The 19,369-nt window shown below is 43.3% G+C and carries 19 protein-coding genes; 12 read left to right on the forward strand and 7 right to left on the reverse strand.

The features are described from left to right. The first annotated feature begins 3 nt into the window (after positions 1–3). The 8 genes from K1X84_01815 to K1X84_01850 all read left to right on the forward strand — a co-directional run bounded on the left by K1X84_01815 (position 4) and on the right by K1X84_01850 (position 8,355). Positions 4–1,131, forward strand: coding sequence for a helix-turn-helix domain-containing protein (locus K1X84_01815; protein ID MBX7150347.1), 1,128 nt, complete (start codon positions 4–6; stop codon positions 1,129–1,131). Positions 1,132–1,219: 88 nt separating this feature from the next. Further along, entirely contained in the window at positions 1,220–1,906 is a 687-nt protein-coding gene (locus K1X84_01820) for a hypothetical protein (protein ID MBX7150348.1), read from the forward strand. Between the two features lie 203 nt (positions 1,907–2,109). Next, a complete protein-coding gene (locus tag K1X84_01825) occupies positions 2,110–2,421 on the forward strand; it encodes a hypothetical protein (GenBank protein ID MBX7150349.1) in 312 nt (103 codons plus the stop codon). A gap of 44 nt (positions 2,422–2,465) precedes the next feature. Next, positions 2,466–3,875, forward strand: a complete 1,410-nt coding sequence (locus K1X84_01830; protein MBX7150350.1) for a HAMP domain-containing histidine kinase — start codon at positions 2,466–2,468, stop codon at positions 3,873–3,875. Between the two features lie 88 nt (positions 3,876–3,963). Next, positions 3,964–5,340, forward strand: a complete 1,377-nt coding sequence (locus tag K1X84_01835; protein MBX7150351.1) for a sigma-54 dependent transcriptional regulator — start codon at positions 3,964–3,966, stop codon at positions 5,338–5,340. After that, positions 5,337–6,275 carry a hypothetical protein gene (locus K1X84_01840; protein MBX7150352.1) on the forward strand — a complete coding sequence of 313 codons (939 nt, stop codon included), beginning with the start codon at positions 5,337–5,339 and terminating at the stop codon, positions 6,273–6,275. The genes K1X84_01835 and K1X84_01840 overlap by 4 nt, the downstream gene beginning before the upstream one ends. Positions 6,276–6,378: 103 nt before the next feature. After that, positions 6,379–7,407, forward strand: coding sequence for a hypothetical protein (locus tag K1X84_01845; protein MBX7150353.1), 1,029 nt, complete (start codon positions 6,379–6,381; stop codon positions 7,405–7,407). Between the two features lie 99 nt (positions 7,408–7,506). Then, a complete protein-coding gene (locus tag K1X84_01850) occupies positions 7,507–8,355 on the forward strand; it encodes a hypothetical protein (protein MBX7150354.1) in 849 nt (282 codons plus the stop codon). A 75-nt stretch (positions 8,356–8,430) separates the two neighbouring features. Here the strand turns inward: K1X84_01850 and K1X84_01855 are convergent, their stop codons facing one another. The 7 genes from K1X84_01855 to K1X84_01885 form a co-directional block, all read right to left on the reverse strand. Then, complete coding sequence (locus K1X84_01855; protein MBX7150355.1) at positions 8,431–11,160, reverse strand: insulinase family protein; 2,730 nt, start codon at positions 11,158–11,160, stop codon at positions 8,431–8,433. A gap of 262 nt (positions 11,161–11,422) precedes the next feature. Then, positions 11,423–12,682: a sigma factor, ECF subfamily protein gene (locus tag K1X84_01860; GenBank protein MBX7150356.1), complete on the reverse strand. Its 1,260-nt coding sequence runs from the start codon at positions 12,680–12,682 to the stop codon at positions 11,423–11,425. A 77-nt stretch (positions 12,683–12,759) separates the two neighbouring features. Next, positions 12,760–13,128: a VOC family protein gene (locus tag K1X84_01865; GenBank protein ID MBX7150357.1), complete on the reverse strand. Its 369-nt coding sequence runs from the start codon at positions 13,126–13,128 to the stop codon at positions 12,760–12,762. 38 nt (positions 13,129–13,166) lie between these two features. Beyond that, positions 13,167–13,841 carry a DUF2461 domain-containing protein gene (locus K1X84_01870; GenBank protein ID MBX7150358.1) on the reverse strand — a complete coding sequence of 225 codons (675 nt, stop codon included), beginning with the start codon at positions 13,839–13,841 and terminating at the stop codon, positions 13,167–13,169. Positions 13,842–13,843: 2 nt separating this feature from the next. After that, on the reverse strand, positions 13,844–14,188 hold the full coding sequence (locus K1X84_01875; protein ID MBX7150359.1) for a YciI family protein: 345 nt from the start codon (positions 14,186–14,188) through the stop codon (positions 13,844–13,846). Positions 14,189–14,235: 47 nt separating this feature from the next. Then, positions 14,236–14,571, reverse strand: coding sequence for a YciI family protein (locus tag K1X84_01880; protein ID MBX7150360.1), 336 nt, complete (start codon positions 14,569–14,571; stop codon positions 14,236–14,238). A 68-nt stretch (positions 14,572–14,639) separates the two neighbouring features. After that, entirely contained in the window at positions 14,640–15,200 is a 561-nt protein-coding gene (locus K1X84_01885) for a hypothetical protein (GenBank protein MBX7150361.1), read from the reverse strand. Between the two features lie 150 nt (positions 15,201–15,350). Between K1X84_01885 and rho the strand changes: the two genes are divergently transcribed. The 4 genes from rho to K1X84_01905 are packed head-to-tail and all read left to right on the forward strand — an operon-like array spanning position 15,351 to position 19,277. Further along, positions 15,351–16,448, forward strand: coding sequence for a transcription termination factor Rho (gene rho, locus K1X84_01890; protein ID MBX7150362.1), 1,098 nt, complete (start codon positions 15,351–15,353; stop codon positions 16,446–16,448). Between the two features lie 49 nt (positions 16,449–16,497). After that, complete coding sequence (locus K1X84_01895; GenBank protein ID MBX7150363.1) at positions 16,498–17,622, forward strand: PQQ-dependent sugar dehydrogenase; 1,125 nt, start codon at positions 16,498–16,500, stop codon at positions 17,620–17,622. 3 nt (positions 17,623–17,625) lie between these two features. Beyond that, a complete protein-coding gene (locus K1X84_01900; GenBank protein ID MBX7150364.1) occupies positions 17,626–18,831 on the forward strand; it encodes a site-specific DNA-methyltransferase in 1,206 nt (401 codons plus the stop codon). Positions 18,832–18,854: 23 nt separating this feature from the next. Further along, the gene (locus K1X84_01905; protein MBX7150365.1) at positions 18,855–19,277 is read left to right on the forward strand and encodes a GNAT family N-acetyltransferase; all 423 of its coding nucleotides are present in this window, start codon (positions 18,855–18,857) and stop codon (positions 19,275–19,277) included. Positions 19,278–19,369 lie beyond the last annotated feature (92 nt).

Raw genomic sequence — 19,369 nt, forward strand, 5'->3', positions numbered from 1 at the left:
ACTTTGGCCAGTTTAATGGATTGGATAAATCAAATTATCATCATTCTTTCTGTACACGGTATTGTGTTATCCATCGCTATCGCCGTTTATCCCTCACCTTCACGGAAATCTAATTTTATTCTGGCATCGGCCATCTTTATCATTTCACTCGACGCCGGTATTCCTAAAGCCACCAATGTGTGGCGGACGGAGTTTCCTCATCTGATTTTATCGCACTTACCGTTGCTTTTTTTATTTGGACCGCTGTTACTTACCTATATTAATCTTCTGATCTATAAAAAATTGCCAAAATATTATATCATTCATTTCTTACCGTTCATAGCAGTCACGTTCTGGCTGATACCGTTTTTCATTACAGGTGGAACTGACAAACTCATGTATCTTGACCGAATCAAACACGATGGAATTCCTCGGGAATTACTTTTCCTGTTGTTCTTTAGAAATATCCACTTCGTATCTTATCTTGTCGTCGCTGGAATTGCTGTGTCACGTTATACTCGTGAAGTAAAAAATAAATTTTCGGGCAGGCAGGTAGCTGCCATCAACTGGTTATGGTTTTTAATGCGGTTGTTGATGGCTACGGCAAGCGTGTTTTTTGTTCTTTTTCTGATGGCAGTTATAGGCTACCGGCTCGGAAAAGACTGGCCTGAGTTTTTGTGCAGTTCATTGCTATTAGCGGTCATATACTCCATTGGGTATAAGGGATTTAGACAACCGGAAATTTTTTCGATTGAAACCATCGACAGTGAAAAAAAATATGCTAAATCGGGTTTACAGGCCGGCACAGCTTTGGAATTCAAGCAAAAGCTTCTCGATACGATGGATGCGAATAAACCATACCTAAACAGCGACTTGAATTTGAATGAATTGGCTGACATGCTTCAAGTTTCTCCTAATCATTTGTCACAGATTATCAACGATTGTTTTAATCAAAATTTCTATGATTTCATCAACCAGTACCGCATCGAAGAATTTCAAAAAAATATGATGGCCAATGAAAACCGGTTTACAATTTTAGGTTTAGCGTTTGAAGTCGGTTTTAATTCCAAATCCGCTTTCTACAAAGCTTTCCAGAAACATTCCAAAATCACTCCAACCGAATTTATTCAGAAAATCAAAGCACAAAATTAGTCCTTCCCTTCACGCCGAGACGACTTTCCTGATAATATTCATTATTCTTTCTTTAAAGTAGCTTTATAAACTTTAAAAAGGAAAAAGTATGAAAGTAATTATCGGTTTATGGTTGGTTGTTTCGACGCTTTACGGTCAAGACGAACAATTTTTTAATGAAATGAAAACAGCGCTCACTATCCACGATACTTCTTCCACGCTTGAATCTGAAATGATGGCCATTAATGCTTTCGAGAAGGCGGCCGAACGTTATCCACTTCAATGGCTATCCTGTTTTTGGGCTTCGTATGTTCACTCCCAAATTGCCCGGCTATATATCAGGGATAAAAAATCAGACGCTGCAGTTCAAAGTTTTAAACAAGCTCAATTCTATTTTGATCAAATAAAGGTTAAAGCTAAATCGATGACCGTCAGAGAAAAATCCAGTACGATGGCGCTACAGTCACTGATCTATTTGCTTCAGATAAATTATTTGCCTCAAAAAAATTTACAGAAAGACGCGGCCAATGAACTCAGTACGAAAGCCAGTGGCGAATTGATTAAAGCCATTCAGACGGATCCGGCCAATCCCGTCGTATGGGTAATGATTGGCGTTAATTTAATTAGAGATGGAAAACAAGATAAGGACATAAAAAAAACTGTCGCGGGTAAGGTCCTTCTCGAAGCTGCAGAACGTGAGTTTAAATCAACAGCAGAGCACAGGAGTAAGACCACTAACTTCAATAGCGAATGGTTGCCTTTTTGGATACCGGAAGCTAACCGACAATTACAATAAAAGTTACAAACCCCCTGATTCAAAGTTTTCAGGGGTTTTTTATTTATTAATTGAACCATTATCAGAAAACTGATAATGACCCTTGCGTGATATTCCTTTTTTTGAAATGTAAATCCCATATTTTCAACGGCTATTGAATCCCTCTTTTAGGCGCGTTATTTGTCTTAATCAAATAACGCTTTTTTAGTTTTGATGGATTTTCTATGACGTTATTTAAAGAAATTCGCTTCTATTTACTGATTGCCGTCTTATTGTTTATGGTCGTGCCGGATAATTCAGACAACCACATTCCTGTAGCGCAGCGTCCATTTTTTCCGGCGAATTTTATAAAGGAACGTTATTCAGAGATCGAACGATCATTGGAAGTCGTTGTAACGCTGACACGCGAAGAAAATCTTGAGCTGATCAATACCTTAGAAAATTTGTATATCCGGATTCCTCAGCCGTCTCTGCAAGCGGCCATAGTCCGGATCAACGGGAAGGTCCAAAAAAATGATGTTGAAATTCATTACTGAATCGCAGACATTTATAGCGACTCCTTTTGACCCGACAAAATTTTATGAAACTACGACTGTCGCTCAGAGCACGTATTATAATTTTGTTCAGCCTTATTACAATTATATTAGCCGGTGTCATGTCTCAAGTCAGTTACTACACTGTACGAGCGATTTATTTGGATCAACTCACAGACCAGGTTAACTTGATTACGCGTTTGATTGTCGATGGACTCAATACGAAGTTTTTGCCTTTCCTGACCGTACAGGATTCGAAGAGTGCCGCTCACAGCTATTACAAAGATTATCTTCAGAACCGACAAACCGACCTCCAATTGCAAAATATTTTCATTTTCAATACAGCACTAGAAACGGTTCTCTCTTCCGATACATCTGACACGCGTGGGGTGCTTGAGCCTATCTTGCTAATCAATCGTACTGAGATCGAAAGGCTTACGATCGGTCAATCGGTGACATCATTACCATTTAACACGCAAGACGGCCATTGGTATTTGTGGGGTTTTTACCGTTTAGACGAAAATCATTTTTTGGGAATACGCGAAAATGCCGACCGACTCGCCAAAGTCGAAGACTTATCATGGATTTTTGTATGGATCGGGGCTGGAGGAATTGTACTTACTATTTTCAGTGCGCTTTTTGTAAGCCGGACATTAGCTAAACCGGTATACAGCTTGGTAGAGTTTAGTAAGTTGCTTGGGAAAGGCGATTGGAATACCCCCGTTCCGAAAGGAATCAAAGGTGAATTATCGATACTGGCACAAGCAATGGATGGAATGAGGGGCGACCTTGTACAACGCCAAAAAGAGAAAGAAACTATGTTGGCACAAATTGCACATGAAATCCGTAATCCTTTGGGCGGTGTGGAACTTCTGGCAGGCCTGATCAAAGAAGATTTGAATCGTGACCAAAAAAACGTCAGTTATGCACAGAAAATTCTAGACGAAATTACCGGACTAAAATCGCTGATCAATGCTTACATCAATTACGGTCGCCCCGCAACTCCTGAATCGGAATGGGTGAATATTCCGCATTTCGTCAAAGACGTCAAAGAAGTATTCAAAAAAGAACTACAGGAAAAAAAGCTGCGGTGTGAATATGAAGGCTCTGCCGCATTGATCTGGTTCGATCCCCATCATTTCCGGCAAATTTTAATTAACTTAATTGCCAATGCGATCCACATCATGCCATCCGGCGGTTTGATTATGATACGTTCTTACATTCACGGTTCTCTCATTATGGTAGAGATAATTGACGAAGGCCCCGGTGTACCGGGCCCTAATCCCGAAAGAGTATTCGAACCCTTTTATACAACGCAAGCTCAAGGCGCTGGACTTGGACTCGCTATTTGCAAAAAACTGTGCGCAGAAAATAACGCGGCAATTCATTTGCAGAATAACGCTCACAAAGGCTGCACGTTTACGATCACTAAAAAACTCAATATTTCAGTCTATTAAAGAATAAAATGAATCGTTTTTTTATTGTGCTATTGCACGATCACACACATCAGGCCAAACTGAATATTTCTATTAAAACAGGTGAAAAATGAACGCCCGGCATGAAATAGCTGTTATTGAAGACAATGCCGTCATGCGTTTAGGTATGACTGAAAGTCTCCGCCGTGAAGGTTTCAGAGTCCATGAATTTTCCGATGGACCGTCGGCATTGGATTTTTTCAAAAAACAAACGGTTCATCTGGTGATAACGGATTTGAAAATGGAGCCGGTCAGCGGCATGGAGCTTTTGCAAACAATCAAATCAGCCCATCCGGCCACTGAAGTAATGGTAGTCAGCGCCTTTGGAACGGTTGAAGCCGCCGTCGAAGCGATGCGACTGGGCGCTGTCGATTTTATGACCAAACCATTTCCATCCGAAGAATTGCGAATTCGCGTCGGCAAAGTCATTGAAAAAATTCAACGCGATCAGACCGTCGCACGGTTGACGGAAGAAAATTTATTATTGCAGGATGAACTGGCCAGTAATTATCAGGAAATGATCGGCGCGTCGGAATCAATGCAAAACCTCAGCGCCCTCATCCGACGAGTCGCTACAGAAAACAGTTCTGTCCTTATCGAAGGCGAAAGCGGTACCGGCAAAGAATTAGTGGCTCGTGCGCTACACTACAATAGTCCCCGTAAAGAACGGCCGTTCATTAAAGTTAATTGCGGTGCGCTCAACGACGGATTGCTCGAAAGCGAACTTTTCGGACACGAAAAAGGCGCTTTCACCGGTGCGATCAAACGAAAAAAAGGACGTTTTGAACTGGCCGACGGCGGTACGCTTTTCTTAGACGAAATCGGCGACGTTTCTCCCGCAATGCAAGTAAAACTGTTGCGCGTACTTCAGGAAAAAGAATTTGAACGCGTTGGCGGAGAAGAAACGATCGGCGTGGACGTTCGCATTATCGCGGCGACGCACCGGCCGTTAGCACGCTGGGTTGCTGAAGAAAAATTCCGCGAAGATTTATATTATCGTCTACGGGTAATTCCCATCCACCTGCCTCCGCTGCGTGAACGTAAAAAAGATCTGCCGGCTTTGGTGGATCATTTTATAAGGAAATTGTCGCAATCCAAAGGCGAGTCCCAAAAAACTATCCCGCCGGCAGGCATGGAACTCTTGATGAATTATTCCTGGCCGGGTAATATCCGGGAACTCGAAAACCTGGTTGAGCGTTTGTGCGTCATTTCCACAGGCAAAGAAATCGATCCGCAATTGATCGCACAACATGTCAGCGGTAATCACAAACCGTTTCACGCCGGATTGGACAATTTGCCGCTCGAAGAAGCGGTGGAGGCTTTTGAAAAAAATCTGGTTTTACAAGCTCTGAAAAAAACCAACAACGTCAAAAATCAAGCGGCAAAACTATTGGGAATTCGAACCAGTACCTTATATTACAAAATGGAAAAATTTGGATTACTATGAAAAACTTTATAATACAATGGGTCGTCTGTTTGTCGGCCAGCGTAGTTTTCGCAAAAGCGCAGTCCATCAGCGATCTTGAATCTAATTACAATGAAGTCGGTAAAACACTTCGCGAAGAACAGATAATTCTTGATTCACTGCGTCAGCAACTTGAATACTCAGCCAAACAAATTGATATCGAAAAAAGCCGGACTTATTCCAATCGCGATCTTATAACTTCATTGATGACTAACGGCGTTTATCTTTCTTCTCGTATCAAAGAACACCAGAAAATCGTAGCCGTTTTGGAAAATCAACTTCTTGAAATCCGTGATGTGCTTGATCAAATGTACCGGCATCGCATCGATTCGCTAAAAGAGGTAGAAAAAAATTATCCGGGCGATCGCACGGCATTGCAAAATAAAATCCTTACATGGACTGAAAAACGCATTCTATTGTCACCGGTCATTAAATCTCTGACGTTTGATCCGCAACGTGTTCAGGATATCAAACTTTCAGCCACAACAGACTCGCTTGAAAGAATTATTTATACAGATTACTTGAATAAAGCCCTGGCGGAAGTCGATGCGTTTTCAAAAAGCATCAAGCAAACACGCCGCGAATACGAAGACATTATCGATCTCAGAAAAAAAACGGACGAATTTATCGAAGACGTCAGCGAACAGCGTTCAATCGGGCTTTTTATGACATCTCGAACTGAAAAGACTACGGATTTTGGTTCTTCAGCCGGTGTTAAATTTAATGAAGTAATAGTAAGCCAAGCTCAGGTTGTTGTTACGTTAATCAAACAACTGAATACCAATGTCCCAGTTGTGCTAAAATTTTCGAATCTCCAAAAACAGGATTTGAGCATGGAAGACTATATTCAGTTACTCAAACAAGCTGAAAAGGAACTCGAAATTTATCGTACATTCATTAAGAAAAAATTAAAATAATCCCTCATCCTGCCTCCATTCTTTTTAAAAATTTCGTTGTTTTTTTCGTAACATTTCGGCTAATTCAGCCTGAACCTATTCAATCATTTTATTCCATCAAATCGTGCGCCGATTACCTACATCACTTTTTATATTGATGTTCATCGCTTTTTTCTGCAGAGCGACTGCGGGCGAATGGGATGCTCGATTGAGCGGTGAAGCAGGTTATTTTAAGGCTGGCCATGATTTGCGCGAAAACAATGTGGATTATCTCACGGCTTTTAATGCAACGTTTAAATACACGCTTTCGAACAATCCTCATTTCTTGAATTTGCAACTTCGCTTACGGCCGGAGTGGTACGGCCCGCACGAAGGTATTTATTCCATGAGCGGCTCATTTGCGGCGCAATATCAGCGGCAATGGGGACGACTATTGTGGAGTGCAGGCGCTAATATCCGCAAACAAAATCATCACATTGATCAAACCCAGGTTTGGTACAATACCTACCAAGGATCGACCGGATGGGCATGGAAATGGTCGGAATGGATGAGTACCGATCTGGAAGGCAGTTACACGCTCTTGGATCTGGCCGGTGATGCCGATGATAAAATAAATTTATATGCGATCCGATTTCGGATACATCGTTTGATGGCGCCTAATTTGAATGTCACGATTGGTGCATATGCGGAACGTTTCATAACGGAAAGCAATGTCGTGACGGTATCGCCTTTACCTGAACGTAACTCCAATAAAGGCTGGCACCGTGGCTCGGAGATTGAATTGGAATACACGAAAAAAATTCAACTAAACGTACGATACGGTTTGTCATGGTTTACATCGCAATTGACTAAAGGTACAGCGCCAGAGCAGCAATTTTATTTCGTAGCCGGCAAAACCCTCGCAATGAAATGGTCAGTATTTTTTTTATTGGATTATTACTGGCGTAATATCAACCCCCGTGCGAGTTATACCGGCGCTTTGCTATATACCAATGCCAACAATGAGCGTAATGTTCATTTTAAATTGGCCTATAATTTGAGCTCGCGCCGAAACGTTTATACAAAAATTGCTTACCAAAACAGTGAACTCATTTACAATAACATCAAATTGTCCGGTACTCAGCTTTCTTTAGGATTTGAAAGCAAATTCTGAATGCCCTTAAAATTACCCGTTTAAATCTGAAACATTCGTGTACATTTGCGTATTCTCGTTGAAACTTGTTGAATAACAACGCAAAAGGAGTCCCAACCCATGAAAAGTTTGTTACTATTGATCCTGGTCAGTTCACTGCCGACGTTTGCTCAGGATCCGGACAGTTCGACCGCTTTATTTTCCTTAGCAGAGGCCGAACGTAATTTCTCGCGTTCATCCGTTGCAGTCGGACGCGTCAATGCATTTAAAGAATACCTTGCCAATGAAAGCGTGGTCTTTCAACCGGATCCGATCGATGGGCAAAAATTTTACAGCCAACGTAAACCTTCACCGCTTTTGCTGACATGGGAACCTGAATTTGTCGATATTGCCGCGTCCGAAGACTTTGGTGTTTCGCATGGCCCGTGGGAAATGAAGGATTACGGACCAAGAAAACTACCGCCATTTTGGGGCTATTACGTTTCCATTTGGAAAAAGCAAACCGACGGTAAGTGGAAAGTCGTTGTGGATATGGGTAATGGAGTCGAGACGAAACCGGCGCACGAAGTTAAACTTACTTACCCTAAAGGCTCAGATAAAAAGCGTGAATTTAAAACCGTAGATACTAAAGCTGTTGAAACGTCGCTGACGAAATGGGATGAGGAGTTTGCAAAATTAGCCAAAAACAACACCGAAACTTATATGAAGCATCTTACCGCAGATGCCCACATTGTCCGCATGGGACATTTTCCGGCTACTTCAGCAGATTCAATCAAAGCGTTGCTTGGCCAACAAACTGACCTGACATGGAAACCCATTGACGGGGATGTTGCGACATCCGGAGATTTAGGCTATGTATACGGTTCGTACGAATCAAAAGCCGAAAAGGGACATTATTTGCACGTATGGAAAAAACAATCCGATCAATCATGGAAAATGGTTGTCGACGTACAGTTACCGAAAGAATAAACGAAATTGATACGCAATAAAAATGCCGCCTTCATCTGAGGCGGCTTTTTTATTTATAGGGACCACCTTTGATTCCTACTCGGATAATTTTTCAAGCTTCTCATCAACACTGCCGGCGACTACGGTGTAAATATTTTCTTTGACCACGTATTTCTTAATGGCATCATTGACTTCTTTCAGAGTCAAAACGTTTACTTTTTGAGGATATTCGTCAAGCCAGACCATTGGAACATTGCGGCGGGCAAGCGCCAAGATTGAATTCGCCATGCCGGCTGTGGTAGAAAGGCTTACTTTGAAAGTGCCGCTGATATTCGTCTTTTTGTCTTTCAATTCATCTTCGGTCACGCCTTCGTCGATCCATTTATCAACTTGACGCCGGGTTGACTCCATCCCTTTTTTCAACAGATCGGGACTGAACGTAGCCACAACCTCCCAGTAACCATCACTGTAGGTATGTCCGCCTAAAAATGAATATACGCCGTACGTCAGCCCTTCTTTATCACGAACTGTCGCCATCAAACGATCCTGAAAATCATTGCCAAGAATATTCGTCGCGACGTACAAAGCAACGTAATCCTTTTCATTTTGCAGGATGCCTGTTGGCAAACCCATAGACAGGGATGCGCTGGTTTTGTCTTTGAGAGTCACGACAATGGGCTTACTGGATTTGGATTGTACCGCGCGTTTAGGAATAGTATAATTAACTCCTCCGCTCCAGCCGTTGAAATTGGTCTGGATGCTTTTTTGTAATTCATCGGCACGAACATCTCCGACAGCCACCAGAATCATCGAAGCAGGACCATAGTGCTTTTTGTAAAAATCACTGATCTCTGTCAACGTTGTTTTTCCAATATCCTTTACCATTTGTTCGGATAAAATCCCATGATTCGAATGCGATGCTGGAAAAATCGTTTCCATTAGTTTTTCTTCGGCGCGTACATCCGTATCGTCCATCTCTTCCTGATATAAGGCCATACGCCGTTTTTTGACAATTTCAAATGAGGAAGCATCGAACAACGGATACCGCAGTTGTTCGGCCAAAATATTGATCACAGTCGGAACGTCGGCGCTTAAACAACTGACGGAAAAATTCAGGGTTTCGTTACCGCTGCTGAAAGTGATACGCGCGCCGATTTTTTCCAATTGCGCCGCTATCGCAAATTTATCTCGTTTGGTCGTCCCTTGATCGAGCATTGCTGCGGTGAGATCGGCGATTGCTTTGTTACCGGAAGGATTAAAATAACCGCCGGCCATTAAACAACCTTTCATGGTGACAATGTTTTTCGCTCCTGTTTTCATCGACAAAACACGAATGCCTGCAACTTTCTTATCGGTAATGTTTGCGGCCATGCCGGTGGCTTCAATAACAGAGCTGGTTTCGATCAATTCATTTTCATTCTCTGCACGATAATGGCGCGCATAATTGCCTACAGAATGTTGATCAAGGCTGCCGGTCGTTGCGCCTTCTTTCGGGATAAAATATCCGACCGTCATCTGATCGTCTTTCAAATATTTTTGGGCCACTGCTTTAACGTCTTCCGGCGTTACTTTTGACAACTCATCCACATACGTTACAAACCATTTCCAATCGCCGGCTGCAATGGCCGTATTGATCCGTCCGGCAATAGAAAACGACCCGTCGCGCGCGTAGGTCTCGGACGCTTTAAGCTGGGCGATAGCGGCGTCGCATTCGGCTTTCGTAATGCCTTGATCGATGATTTTTTGATATTCATCATGAATGATTTTTTCGACGCTCTCATGAGCAACGCCGGGAGTCAGATAAGCATAACTGATGTGAAGGCCTTCATCGCGGAAAGGAAGATTTTGAATATAGACATTGGACGCCAATCCCTGATCGATCAGCGATTTATAGAAACGGCTGTTTTTGCCGGTTCCGAGAACCGTTGCTAAAACGGCCACAGCATATCGCTCTTTTGAAATGGCCTTCGGAATCTTGTGAGCGACGCCGACAATACCGTTAGGACCGGAACGACGGAGGATCACCCGGCGCGGACCTTCCTGCACCGGTTCTTCCGTCGTCATCTGCGGAATCGGTTTCGGTGACCGGGGAATTACGCCAAAATATTTATAAATAAGGCTTAATGCTTTTTTCTGATCAAAGTCCCCGATAATGGTCACGGTCGCATTGTCCGGCCAGTAGAACGTATCGTAAAATTCTTTGAGTTTGGGAATCGAAATATTTTCGATATCGGAACGCCATCCGATCGCAGAATGATGATACGGATGCGCCTGGTAAGCCGTAGCCCAGATGTTTTTATCGAGCGCTTCCAATGGATCATTTTCGCCGCGTTCGAATTCATTACGGACAACCGTCATTTCGCTTGCTTTATCTTTTTCCAGCAAACTCAAATTGCGCATGCGATCCGCTTCGATTTCGACCACCATTTCAAGATGTTCGCTCGGCAATATTTCGTAATAATTAGTATAATCGTTCCATGTTGAGGCATTATTGATTGCGCCGAATCGCCCGAATGACATGTCGAGTGAATTGCCTTTTTCGCGATTAAAATTCGGCGTGCCTTTGAACATGAGATGCTCCAGAATGTGCGTCGCGCCGGTTGTGCCGATCACTTCATTGCGCGATCCCACGTTGAAAGTTACCATAAATGTTAGAACCGGCGCCGAGTGATCCTCCATCAATAAAACTTTCAACCCGTTCTTATTCAATTGATATTCTTTAATTCCACCCAATTCCTGGATAAATTTAAACTCCTGTTCCTGTGCGGTCGCACTGACAACGAGTGCCAGTATCAGACACAGAAAAGACAACCCCTTCGTTCTCATAACCGACTCCTTGATTAATAATAACAGATAATCGAAAAATAGAATGGCAACAAGATTACGAATCTATTTCATAAAAGATTCGGTCGAAATTTCCGAAATTTTTATGAATTAAAACAGGGAATTTAAGGGGCAATTGAATTCTGATCAGCACGCCGTTGCAGGAAGGATTTTTTTATTACATTCACTTAATTGTAGCCCCATTGGCATGCGGAGTCTTCGGAAAATCAGTTTTTAGCTGAAATTTTTTAACTGAAAAGAAGATTTAGAGGAGTAGTAGAAGACGTTTTTGGAGTAATTTTTTCTCAGGTTCGGTTTGAACGGTTTGCAGAGCCTGACGGTAGGCCTCAGCGGCATCGGAATTCCGGCCGGCACGGGTAAACAGTTCCCCCAAGGTAGCATAATATAAATAATAGGTTCGCATGGTCGGCAAATGGGCCAGTCCTTCGAGAGCATCGAGTCCTGCATCAGGTCTTCCACTCATAGCTAACGCAACGGCTCTGTTCAAAGCATATACCGGCGAATCGTTGATCGACAATAAAATATCGTAATAGTCCGTGATGGTCTTCCAATCAGTTTTCTCATACGACGGCGCCAGCGCATGGCAGGCCGCGATGCCGGCCTGTACGTGATAGTCTGTCAGTTCATCCGAACGCCGAGCCAGATCCAGATGATAAAATCCGCGTTGGATCATCGCACGATCCCATAATTCGCGATTTTGCTCGCTCAGCAACAGAATGTCGCCTTTAGAATCAAGGCGTGCTGGAAATCGCGACATCTGCAGATACATCAGCGCAAGTAATGCATGCACTTCCGGAAGCCTTCCGGTCGGGTGATCGGATAAAATGGTCAGTAACCGTATAGCTTCCTCACATAATTCTTCTTGGATCAGACTCTCGCCTTCATGGGCGTTGTAACCTTTATTAAAAAGCAGGTATAAAACTTCCAAAACCGATTCGACGCGAATTTTTAATTCCCCGCTTTTCGGCGCTTCGAGAGATAACTGTTCATCCCTGATTTTTCGTTTTGCACGAACTAATCGCTGTGCAACAGTCGTATCCTGAGCGAAAAAGGCCTTCGAAATTTCAGACACACTGAAACCGCAGAGAATGTTCAATGTCAGCGACACTTGGGCTTCGCGCGAATTAGCCGGATGACAACAGACGAACATCATTTTTAAGACATCATCTTTGAGCTCGGCGTCGAGAAAAATTTCCTGATCGTCTCCGATATGCGATTGCATTTCCAATAAATTATCAAAATCGTGAGTGCGGGTAACGACGCCGGTTTCACGGCGCAATTTGTCTACGGTTAGATTTTTTGCGGACGTATAAATCCACCCTCCCGGATTTTTGGGAACACCTTTGATCGGCCAGGTCTGCAGCGCTTTGAGCAGCGTCTCCTGAACCGCGTCTTCGATCAATTCCAGATGATCCAATCCGTAGATACGGCTAAGCGTTGCCGTCACCTGACCGGTCTGATGCCGAAAAAGATTTTCTACTAATTGATGGACTTTTTGAGTCATGATTATTAGTGGAAAAAACAATCACCCCGCATTTAAAAATTATTAATCAACATACGGGGTGATGTAAGATAAAATATTTATTCCATTGAATGCAAAGCAACTTTATTGCCTTCGACGTCTTTGAAAATCGCAAAAAAACCGATTTCCGGTGTAATATTAGTTTTAGGCACAATGACGGTGCCTCCGGCACTGACAACGCGGTTGAGTACTTGGCTTAGATCGTTGCCGCCATTGAGATACACTAATGCTCCTTTATCAGAGGGCACGTATCCTTCACCGGACACCAAAGCGCCGCCGACTGAGCCCTGATCGCATGGTAAAAAAGCCATGTCAAATCCCATAATGTTATCGCGATGCAAAGATGCGCCTAGAATTTTTTCATAAAAAGCGGCAGCGCGGTTCATGTCTTTGACCGGAATTTCAAACCAATTAATTGCATTGTTCATAATACCTCCAAAAGTTAATGTTTATAAGTAAAACTATATTAGCGTTTTCCGTACATTGCCTCTCTCAGAAAACTATTGACCGCTTGTCCGGCTTTATAATAAGCCATCATTACGTCCGGTAAAAGATTACCGGTAATCGCTTTTACCGGCAGTTCCGCCATATAATAAAACTGTTTATTGGCAATGAGCGGTTGCGTTTTAACGGCCGATTGAAATTCTTTAGGAAGAATTTTATTGGTTTCACCTTGTAAGGCGCCGAATTTCTTTTTGAAATCAGCGTGCTTAAGAAGTTTTTCGAATTCTTTGGGCGAACGCGCAATTTTCGTCCTGATCTTATGAAGGTTTTCTTTTTCGACCATGTACGCGCCGCCGGCAATCATGATTTCATGAGCCGATAATTGAAAGTAAAAACCCGGCGCTTCTTTTGATTTTTTGCCTTCACGCGAAATGAGAGCCGAAGCATGCGTTTTGTACGGGCTTTTGTCTTTTGAAAAACGAATGTCGCGATTGATCCTGAAAATGGCATCTTTCGGCGCGATAGCAACTTTCGGATCGTATTGGTGAATCCGTTGAATCATTTCTTCTACCAGGCGATAAAACGGCTCTTTTACTGCCGTTTCATACCACGGTTTATTCTCGCGAAACCATTCGGTCGAATTGTTTTTTTCCAATAAGCGGAAAAATTCCAGAAACTCTTTGGTAAAATAACCCATAATCACTCCTCTTGATGTTCGATAACTTCGCGTATTTCGACTGTGCCGTCGTATTTCAAATGCGGACACGCTTTGGCCAATTCAATCGCTTCTTCGTAATCTTTCGCTTCTAATTGATAGTATCCGCCAATCGCTTCTTTCGTTTCCGTAAACGGGCCATCGACGACCCGGTCGTTTTCTTTATGTAAGACGCGCCCGGCGTCAAGTAAATGCGCGGCACGTTTGTAACGCCCGGTTTTTTTCAAGGTGTCGACCCATGATAAATAATCTTCGCTTATTTTTTGCATTTCATTGGCTGAAACGCCTTCGAAGTCCCCGCCCGGTAACAATAAAATATATTGTGGCATGATGTTCCTTTATAATCAATTTTTAGGTAGAATTTGAATTCTTTATTTTAATGCATTACGATTTCCCGAACCTCAACTTTGCCTTTAAATTTCAAATGCGGGCATTCGCGGGAAATAGTCGTAGCTTCTTCCAGATCTTTCGCTTCGATTTGAAAAAATCCTCCGACGGCTTCTTTTGTTTCGGTAAAGGGACCATCGACAAACTGGCCGCCTTTCTTTTTTAAAATTCGGCCGCTATGCGCCAATTCATTTCCTCCGAGATTGCGGCCTTCGGCGGCTAATTTCTGGGACCATGCGTAATATTCCTGGCGAATACGTTGCATTTGTTCTTCCGAGTATTCGGAAAACTCTCCGCCTTGGAGTAATAAAATAAATTGAGCCATCGTGTATTCCTCCCTTGAAAATTCAACAATTTATATAAATGACGAACGGACTAACAAAAAATCGACCATTATGGAGACTGTTTTTTGATTAATTTAATATTGAACGTGGACCGGCTTACACCCGCTGAATCTTTAGCGAGTTTTCGAATGGTGCCAAAATCGCCTAAAAGCTCCTCCCGTTGATAATCGGTCTGGCGCAAATAGCGGTCGCCCTCAAACAACATTTCTGGTTTGGTTTCCAAATATCCGTCTTTTTGCACGACAAAATGAATATGTGCCGGAACACCACCGGACGGATAGGCTCCGGGTTTGATCGTCAGAAATTCATAACTTCCAAGCGAATCCGTGATCAAAGTGCCTTTGATGCGAGGGTTTCGTGGATCATTATCGGCTGAATAAAGGCCTTTTTGGTCCGTATGATAGACAAACAAACGAACGCCATGGACAGGCATCACTCCATCATCAGAATAAACCGTTCCAGATACCACCAAAAGATCTCCGGGTTCATCCTTGGTCACCAAAACTATTTTCGACGAATCAGCGGTGGCGGACATCGTCACCGTCGGAGTATTTTTGCCGGACGTACATGCGATAAAAATCGATAAGGCTGCTAACCAAAAAATTTTCATAAAAGAACCCTTTCCGGTTATACGGACATTAATGTACACGTTCTGATAACTTTTCACCAGTCAAAAAACCGCTTGCTTGTTCAGCCGCTATTTCCAATATTCATTTAATTCCTCCTCCAACCATTCCACTGAATTATTTGATTTATTCACATGTCCAACTCGTTTTCCGGAATACTCGAAATTGATCCAAAAGGTTTCGGTTTTACACGCGTTTTATCGCTGGACCTCAAAAGTACACCGGCGGATGTGTATGTACCCCAGCCATTGATCCGTCAATACAATCTCCGCGCCGGCGTCATGATCGAAGGTGAGGCAAAACCGAGCGGTAAAGGCAGTCCGCAGGCAACCGCCATTCTGACGGTTAATGGACTGGCGCCGGATGTTTGGGCCGTTCTCAAAGAATTTGCGGCACACGACGCCATACAACCTAATGAAAAAATCAAACTCGTAGGAACGTATTCCGCGTTGAGTATGCGTGTGGTCGAATTGCTTTGCCCAATCGGCAAGGGCCAGCGCGGTTTGATCGTAGCTCCACCCAAAGCCGGTAAAACAAGGCTTCTGCAGGAAATGGCGCACGCCATCAGCGCGGATAATCCTGAAATCGAATTGCTCGTTCTGTTGATCGATGAGCGGCCAGAAGAAGTGACGGACATGCGCCGCACGATTCGCGGCGAAGTATTTGCCAGTTCGAGCGACAGCGAAGGCGGCCGTCATATCCGGTTGGCTCAGCTCGCACTCGAGTACGCGAAACGTAAAGTCGAAACCGGCAAAGACGTCGTGATGTTGCTCGACTCACTCACACGCATGGGCCGGGCATTCAACGTACATCAAAAAAGCAGCGGACGTACTTTGTCGGGCGGCGTCGATATCCGAGCGCTGGAAATTCCAAAACGCATTTTCGGCGCGGCGCGTAATCTCGAAGGCGGCGGTTCGCTCACCATCATTGCTACCGCATTGATTGAAACCAATTCAAGAATGGATGAACTGATCTTTCAGGAATTCAAAGGTACCGGTAATATGGAATTGGTATTGAACCGGGAATTAGCCGAAGAGCGTTTATTTCCGGCCATTACCGTCAATGCTTCCGCGACGCGCAACGAAGAATTGCTTTTCGGCGAGCGTACACCGCAGCATCAGAAACTTCGCCGCTCTATTGCTAAATTTCAACCTAAAGAAGCTTTGCGAACGCTTCTGGGACTCATCGAAAAATCTCCAACCAATGAACAACTCCTCGATCATTTCAAATAAAGAGAAACGAATGTTCGTTTTTCATGTGTGTTGTATCACAGCCTTTTGCATGTTCTTTTCATGCAGGGACAATAAAAAAGATACACCTGACGAAACGCCCGATGAAATGCCCGTTTATGTCGTGGCGCAGGCTTTTCCGAATCTGACTTTTGAACGTCCGGTTGATTTTCAGCATGCGGGTGATAATCGTATTTTTGTCGTCGAACAGGCCGGAATTATTCGAGTATTTCCCAACGATTCTTTAGCGGACTCATCTGAAGTTTTTCTTGATATCCGTACAAAGGTTGACGATCGCGGTAATGAAGAAGGTTTGCTGGGGCTTGCTTTTGATCCGCATTTTAAAACCAACGGGTATTTTTATGTCAATTACACAGCCTCTCAGCCTGAGCGAACTGTGATTTCGCGTTTTTCAATCAGTGCGACCGATTCCAATCTTGCCGATGCCGGAAGTGAATTCATGGTTCTTGAATTTTCACAGCCGTATAACAATCACAATGGCGGACAATTGGCATTCGGACCGGACGGATATTTGTACATTGCGACGGGCGATGGCGGATCCGGCGGCGACCCGCGCGGCAACGGCCAGAGTTTGACGACCCTGCTCGGAAAAATTTTGTGCATTGATATCAATGGAGCTACAGTTGATGTACGGTACAAAATCCCTCCGGAAAATCCGTTCTATGGTAACACCTCTGTAAAACAAGAAATTTTTGCTTATGGATTGCGTAATCCATGGCGGTTTAGTTTCGATCCTGCGACAGGGGTTTTATGGGCCGGCGACGTAGGACAAAACACCTTGGAAGAAATCGACATTATTGAAAAAGGCGGTAATTACGGATGGAATATCATGGAAGGATATTTCTGTTATAACTCGACTTCATGTGACACGACAGGATTGACCTTGCCGGTATGGAATTACCCGCGTTCCGAAGGATTCTCGGTAACCGGCGGTTACGTTTACCGCGGCACTCAACTGCCCGATCTCACCGGCGCTTATATATACGGCGATTTTGGAAGCGGAAAAATCTGGACGATCAAAATGACCGGTAATGTGGCGACGAATAAACTTTTGATCGAATCCGGATTGTCGATAGCTTCATTTGGTGTCGATAGTTCGCAGGAAATCTATATTTGTTCGTTCGACGGGAAGATTTATAAGATTAAGATTTTGTAACATATGATTAAAGATTCTGAAATTGAATTGAAATTTGATCATGTGCTTTCGTCCTCTCAAGATAAAATACTTATCGGCAATAATTCTTTTCAGAAGTTTACCGGTGAATTCTGGACCCCGCGACAGCGGCAAGCGCATTCGCTTCACGAAATTGCTTATCGAGCGTGTTTCAAGCCTCAATTGCCGAAATTTTTCATTGAATCGCTGACACAAACCGGAGACATAGTGTATGATCCTTTCAGCGGTCGAGGTACTACAGCATTGGAAGCAGCTCTACTCCGTCGCCGTGTTATTGCTAACGATATCAATCCTCTGAGCGTCCTGCTTACCGGCCCGCGTTTATCTCCGCCAACCCTTGAACAAATCGAACAACGATTATCGGAAATTTCATTTGAGAAAAAAGCGCATGCCGATATCGACCTCTCGATGTTTTTTCATCCAAAAACCGAAACTGAAATTGTATTGTTGAAAAAATATTTTCTAAAACGCATTTCGAGCGGACAAGAAGACGATAGTGATCGATGGATTCGTATGGTCGCGACCAATCGATTAACCGGACATTCGTCAGGTTTTTTTTCAGTGTATACGCTGCCGCCTAATCAAGCTGTTACACCGGCAGATCAGAAACGAATCAATGCTAAAAGGAAACAAAAACCGGATTACAGAGATACCAAAAAAATTATTCTTAAAAAAAGCAGAATCCTTCTTCGTGACGTCTCGAACGAACAGCGCGAACACCTTCGGGTCATTCGAGAGAAAGCGATTTTCCTGACAAACGACGCGCGTCAGACAGATTCTATTTCTGGCAACTCTGTTCAATTGACAGTCACTTCGCCTCCGTTTCTGGATGTCGTGCAATACGCCAGTGATAACTGGCTGCGATGCTGGTTCAACGGCATTAATTCTGAAACTATACGTATATCGACAGCTCGTTCTGTCACAGAATGGGAAACGATCATGCAAGATGTCTTTTATGAGCTTTACCGAATAACCAAACCCGGCGGCCACGTAGCATTTGAAGTCGGCGAAGTGCGTAATGGTAAAATCCGTCTTGACGAACATGTTGTTCCGCTCGGTATCCATGCAGGTTTTTTTTGCAAAGGCGTCCTGATCAATGAGCAGCGATTTACGAAAACGGCCAACATTTGGGGCGTTGGCAATAACCGTAAAGGAACGAATACGAACAGGATTGTACTATTTAGCAAATAAGGCTTATAAGTAAACTGATTCCAATGACTATTAAAATTAAACGAATATCAAAGTTCGATAAAAAATTTCTCAAAGAACTTTTTTTGAAAGCCGGTAAACCAAATGCTGTTCCCAATCGCGCCTTTTTTAAAAATAAATTCAACGTGCTGAGTGTTGCTTATATTGGAAAAGAAACAGCCGGATATTCATGGTCTTTTGTTTTGCCGCACCCGGATCGACTGAAGCCCGCTATGTTTTTGTATTCGATTGATGTATTTGAACCTTACCAGCGACAAGGCGTCGGTTCGAAATTGATCGGACAATTAAAAAAAATATCGCGCCAACTTAATTGTTTTGAAATTTTTGTCTTAACAGACGAGAAAAATTTTCAGGCCATTGAATTTTATCGTTCTACAGGCGGCGTAAAAGAGCTTTCTAACTCGGTCATGTTTATTTATGATGTCTGAATGAATGATGACCGCCTAGCCTGATTGCTGCCTATATATTCACTTCTTTGCTTTTTGATTTTTTCTTTTTAAGTTTCTTCAGTCTCTACTGT

The organism is bacterium (genome assembly GCA_019695335.1).
In the GTDB taxonomy this organism is placed as follows: Bacteria; CLD3; CLD3; order SB21; family SB21; genus JABWBZ01.

Excerpts from the sequence above, each read along its gene's own strand:
- K1X84_01870 (MBX7150358.1), bottom strand. The coding sequence starts at position 13,841 with ATGGGTTATTTTACCAAAGAGTTTCTGGAATTTTTCCGCTTATTGGAA.
- K1X84_01875 (MBX7150359.1), bottom strand. The coding sequence starts at position 14,188 with ATGCCACAATATATTTTATTGTTACCGGGCGGGGACTTCGAAGGCGTT.
- K1X84_01840 (MBX7150352.1), top strand. The coding sequence starts at position 5,337 with ATGAAAAACTTTATAATACAATGGGTCGTCTGTTTGTCGGCCAGCGTA.
- K1X84_01825 (MBX7150349.1), top strand. The coding sequence starts at position 2,110 with ATGACGTTATTTAAAGAAATTCGCTTCTATTTACTGATTGCCGTCTTA.
- K1X84_01905 (MBX7150365.1), top strand. The coding sequence starts at position 18,855 with ATGACTATTAAAATTAAACGAATATCAAAGTTCGATAAAAAATTTCTC.
- K1X84_01820 (MBX7150348.1), top strand. The coding sequence starts at position 1,220 with ATGAAAGTAATTATCGGTTTATGGTTGGTTGTTTCGACGCTTTACGGT.
- K1X84_01885 (MBX7150361.1), bottom strand. The coding sequence starts at position 15,200 with ATGAAAATTTTTTGGTTAGCAGCCTTATCGATTTTTATCGCATGTACG.
- rho (MBX7150362.1), top strand. The coding sequence starts at position 15,351 with ATGTCCAACTCGTTTTCCGGAATACTCGAAATTGATCCAAAAGGTTTC.
- K1X84_01855 (MBX7150355.1), bottom strand. The coding sequence starts at position 11,160 with ATGAGAACGAAGGGGTTGTCTTTTCTGTGTCTGATACTGGCACTCGTT.
- K1X84_01850 (MBX7150354.1), top strand. The coding sequence starts at position 7,507 with ATGAAAAGTTTGTTACTATTGATCCTGGTCAGTTCACTGCCGACGTTT.
- K1X84_01865 (MBX7150357.1), bottom strand. The coding sequence starts at position 13,128 with ATGAACAATGCAATTAATTGGTTTGAAATTCCGGTCAAAGACATGAAC.
- K1X84_01880 (MBX7150360.1), bottom strand. The coding sequence starts at position 14,571 with ATGGCTCAATTTATTTTATTACTCCAAGGCGGAGAGTTTTCCGAATAC.
- K1X84_01860 (MBX7150356.1), bottom strand. The coding sequence starts at position 12,682 with ATGACTCAAAAAGTCCATCAATTAGTAGAAAATCTTTTTCGGCATCAG.
- K1X84_01830 (MBX7150350.1), top strand. The coding sequence starts at position 2,466 with ATGAAACTACGACTGTCGCTCAGAGCACGTATTATAATTTTGTTCAGC.
- K1X84_01895 (MBX7150363.1), top strand. The coding sequence starts at position 16,498 with ATGTTCTTTTCATGCAGGGACAATAAAAAAGATACACCTGACGAAACG.
- K1X84_01835 (MBX7150351.1), top strand. The coding sequence starts at position 3,964 with ATGAACGCCCGGCATGAAATAGCTGTTATTGAAGACAATGCCGTCATG.
- K1X84_01900 (MBX7150364.1), top strand. The coding sequence starts at position 17,626 with ATGATTAAAGATTCTGAAATTGAATTGAAATTTGATCATGTGCTTTCG.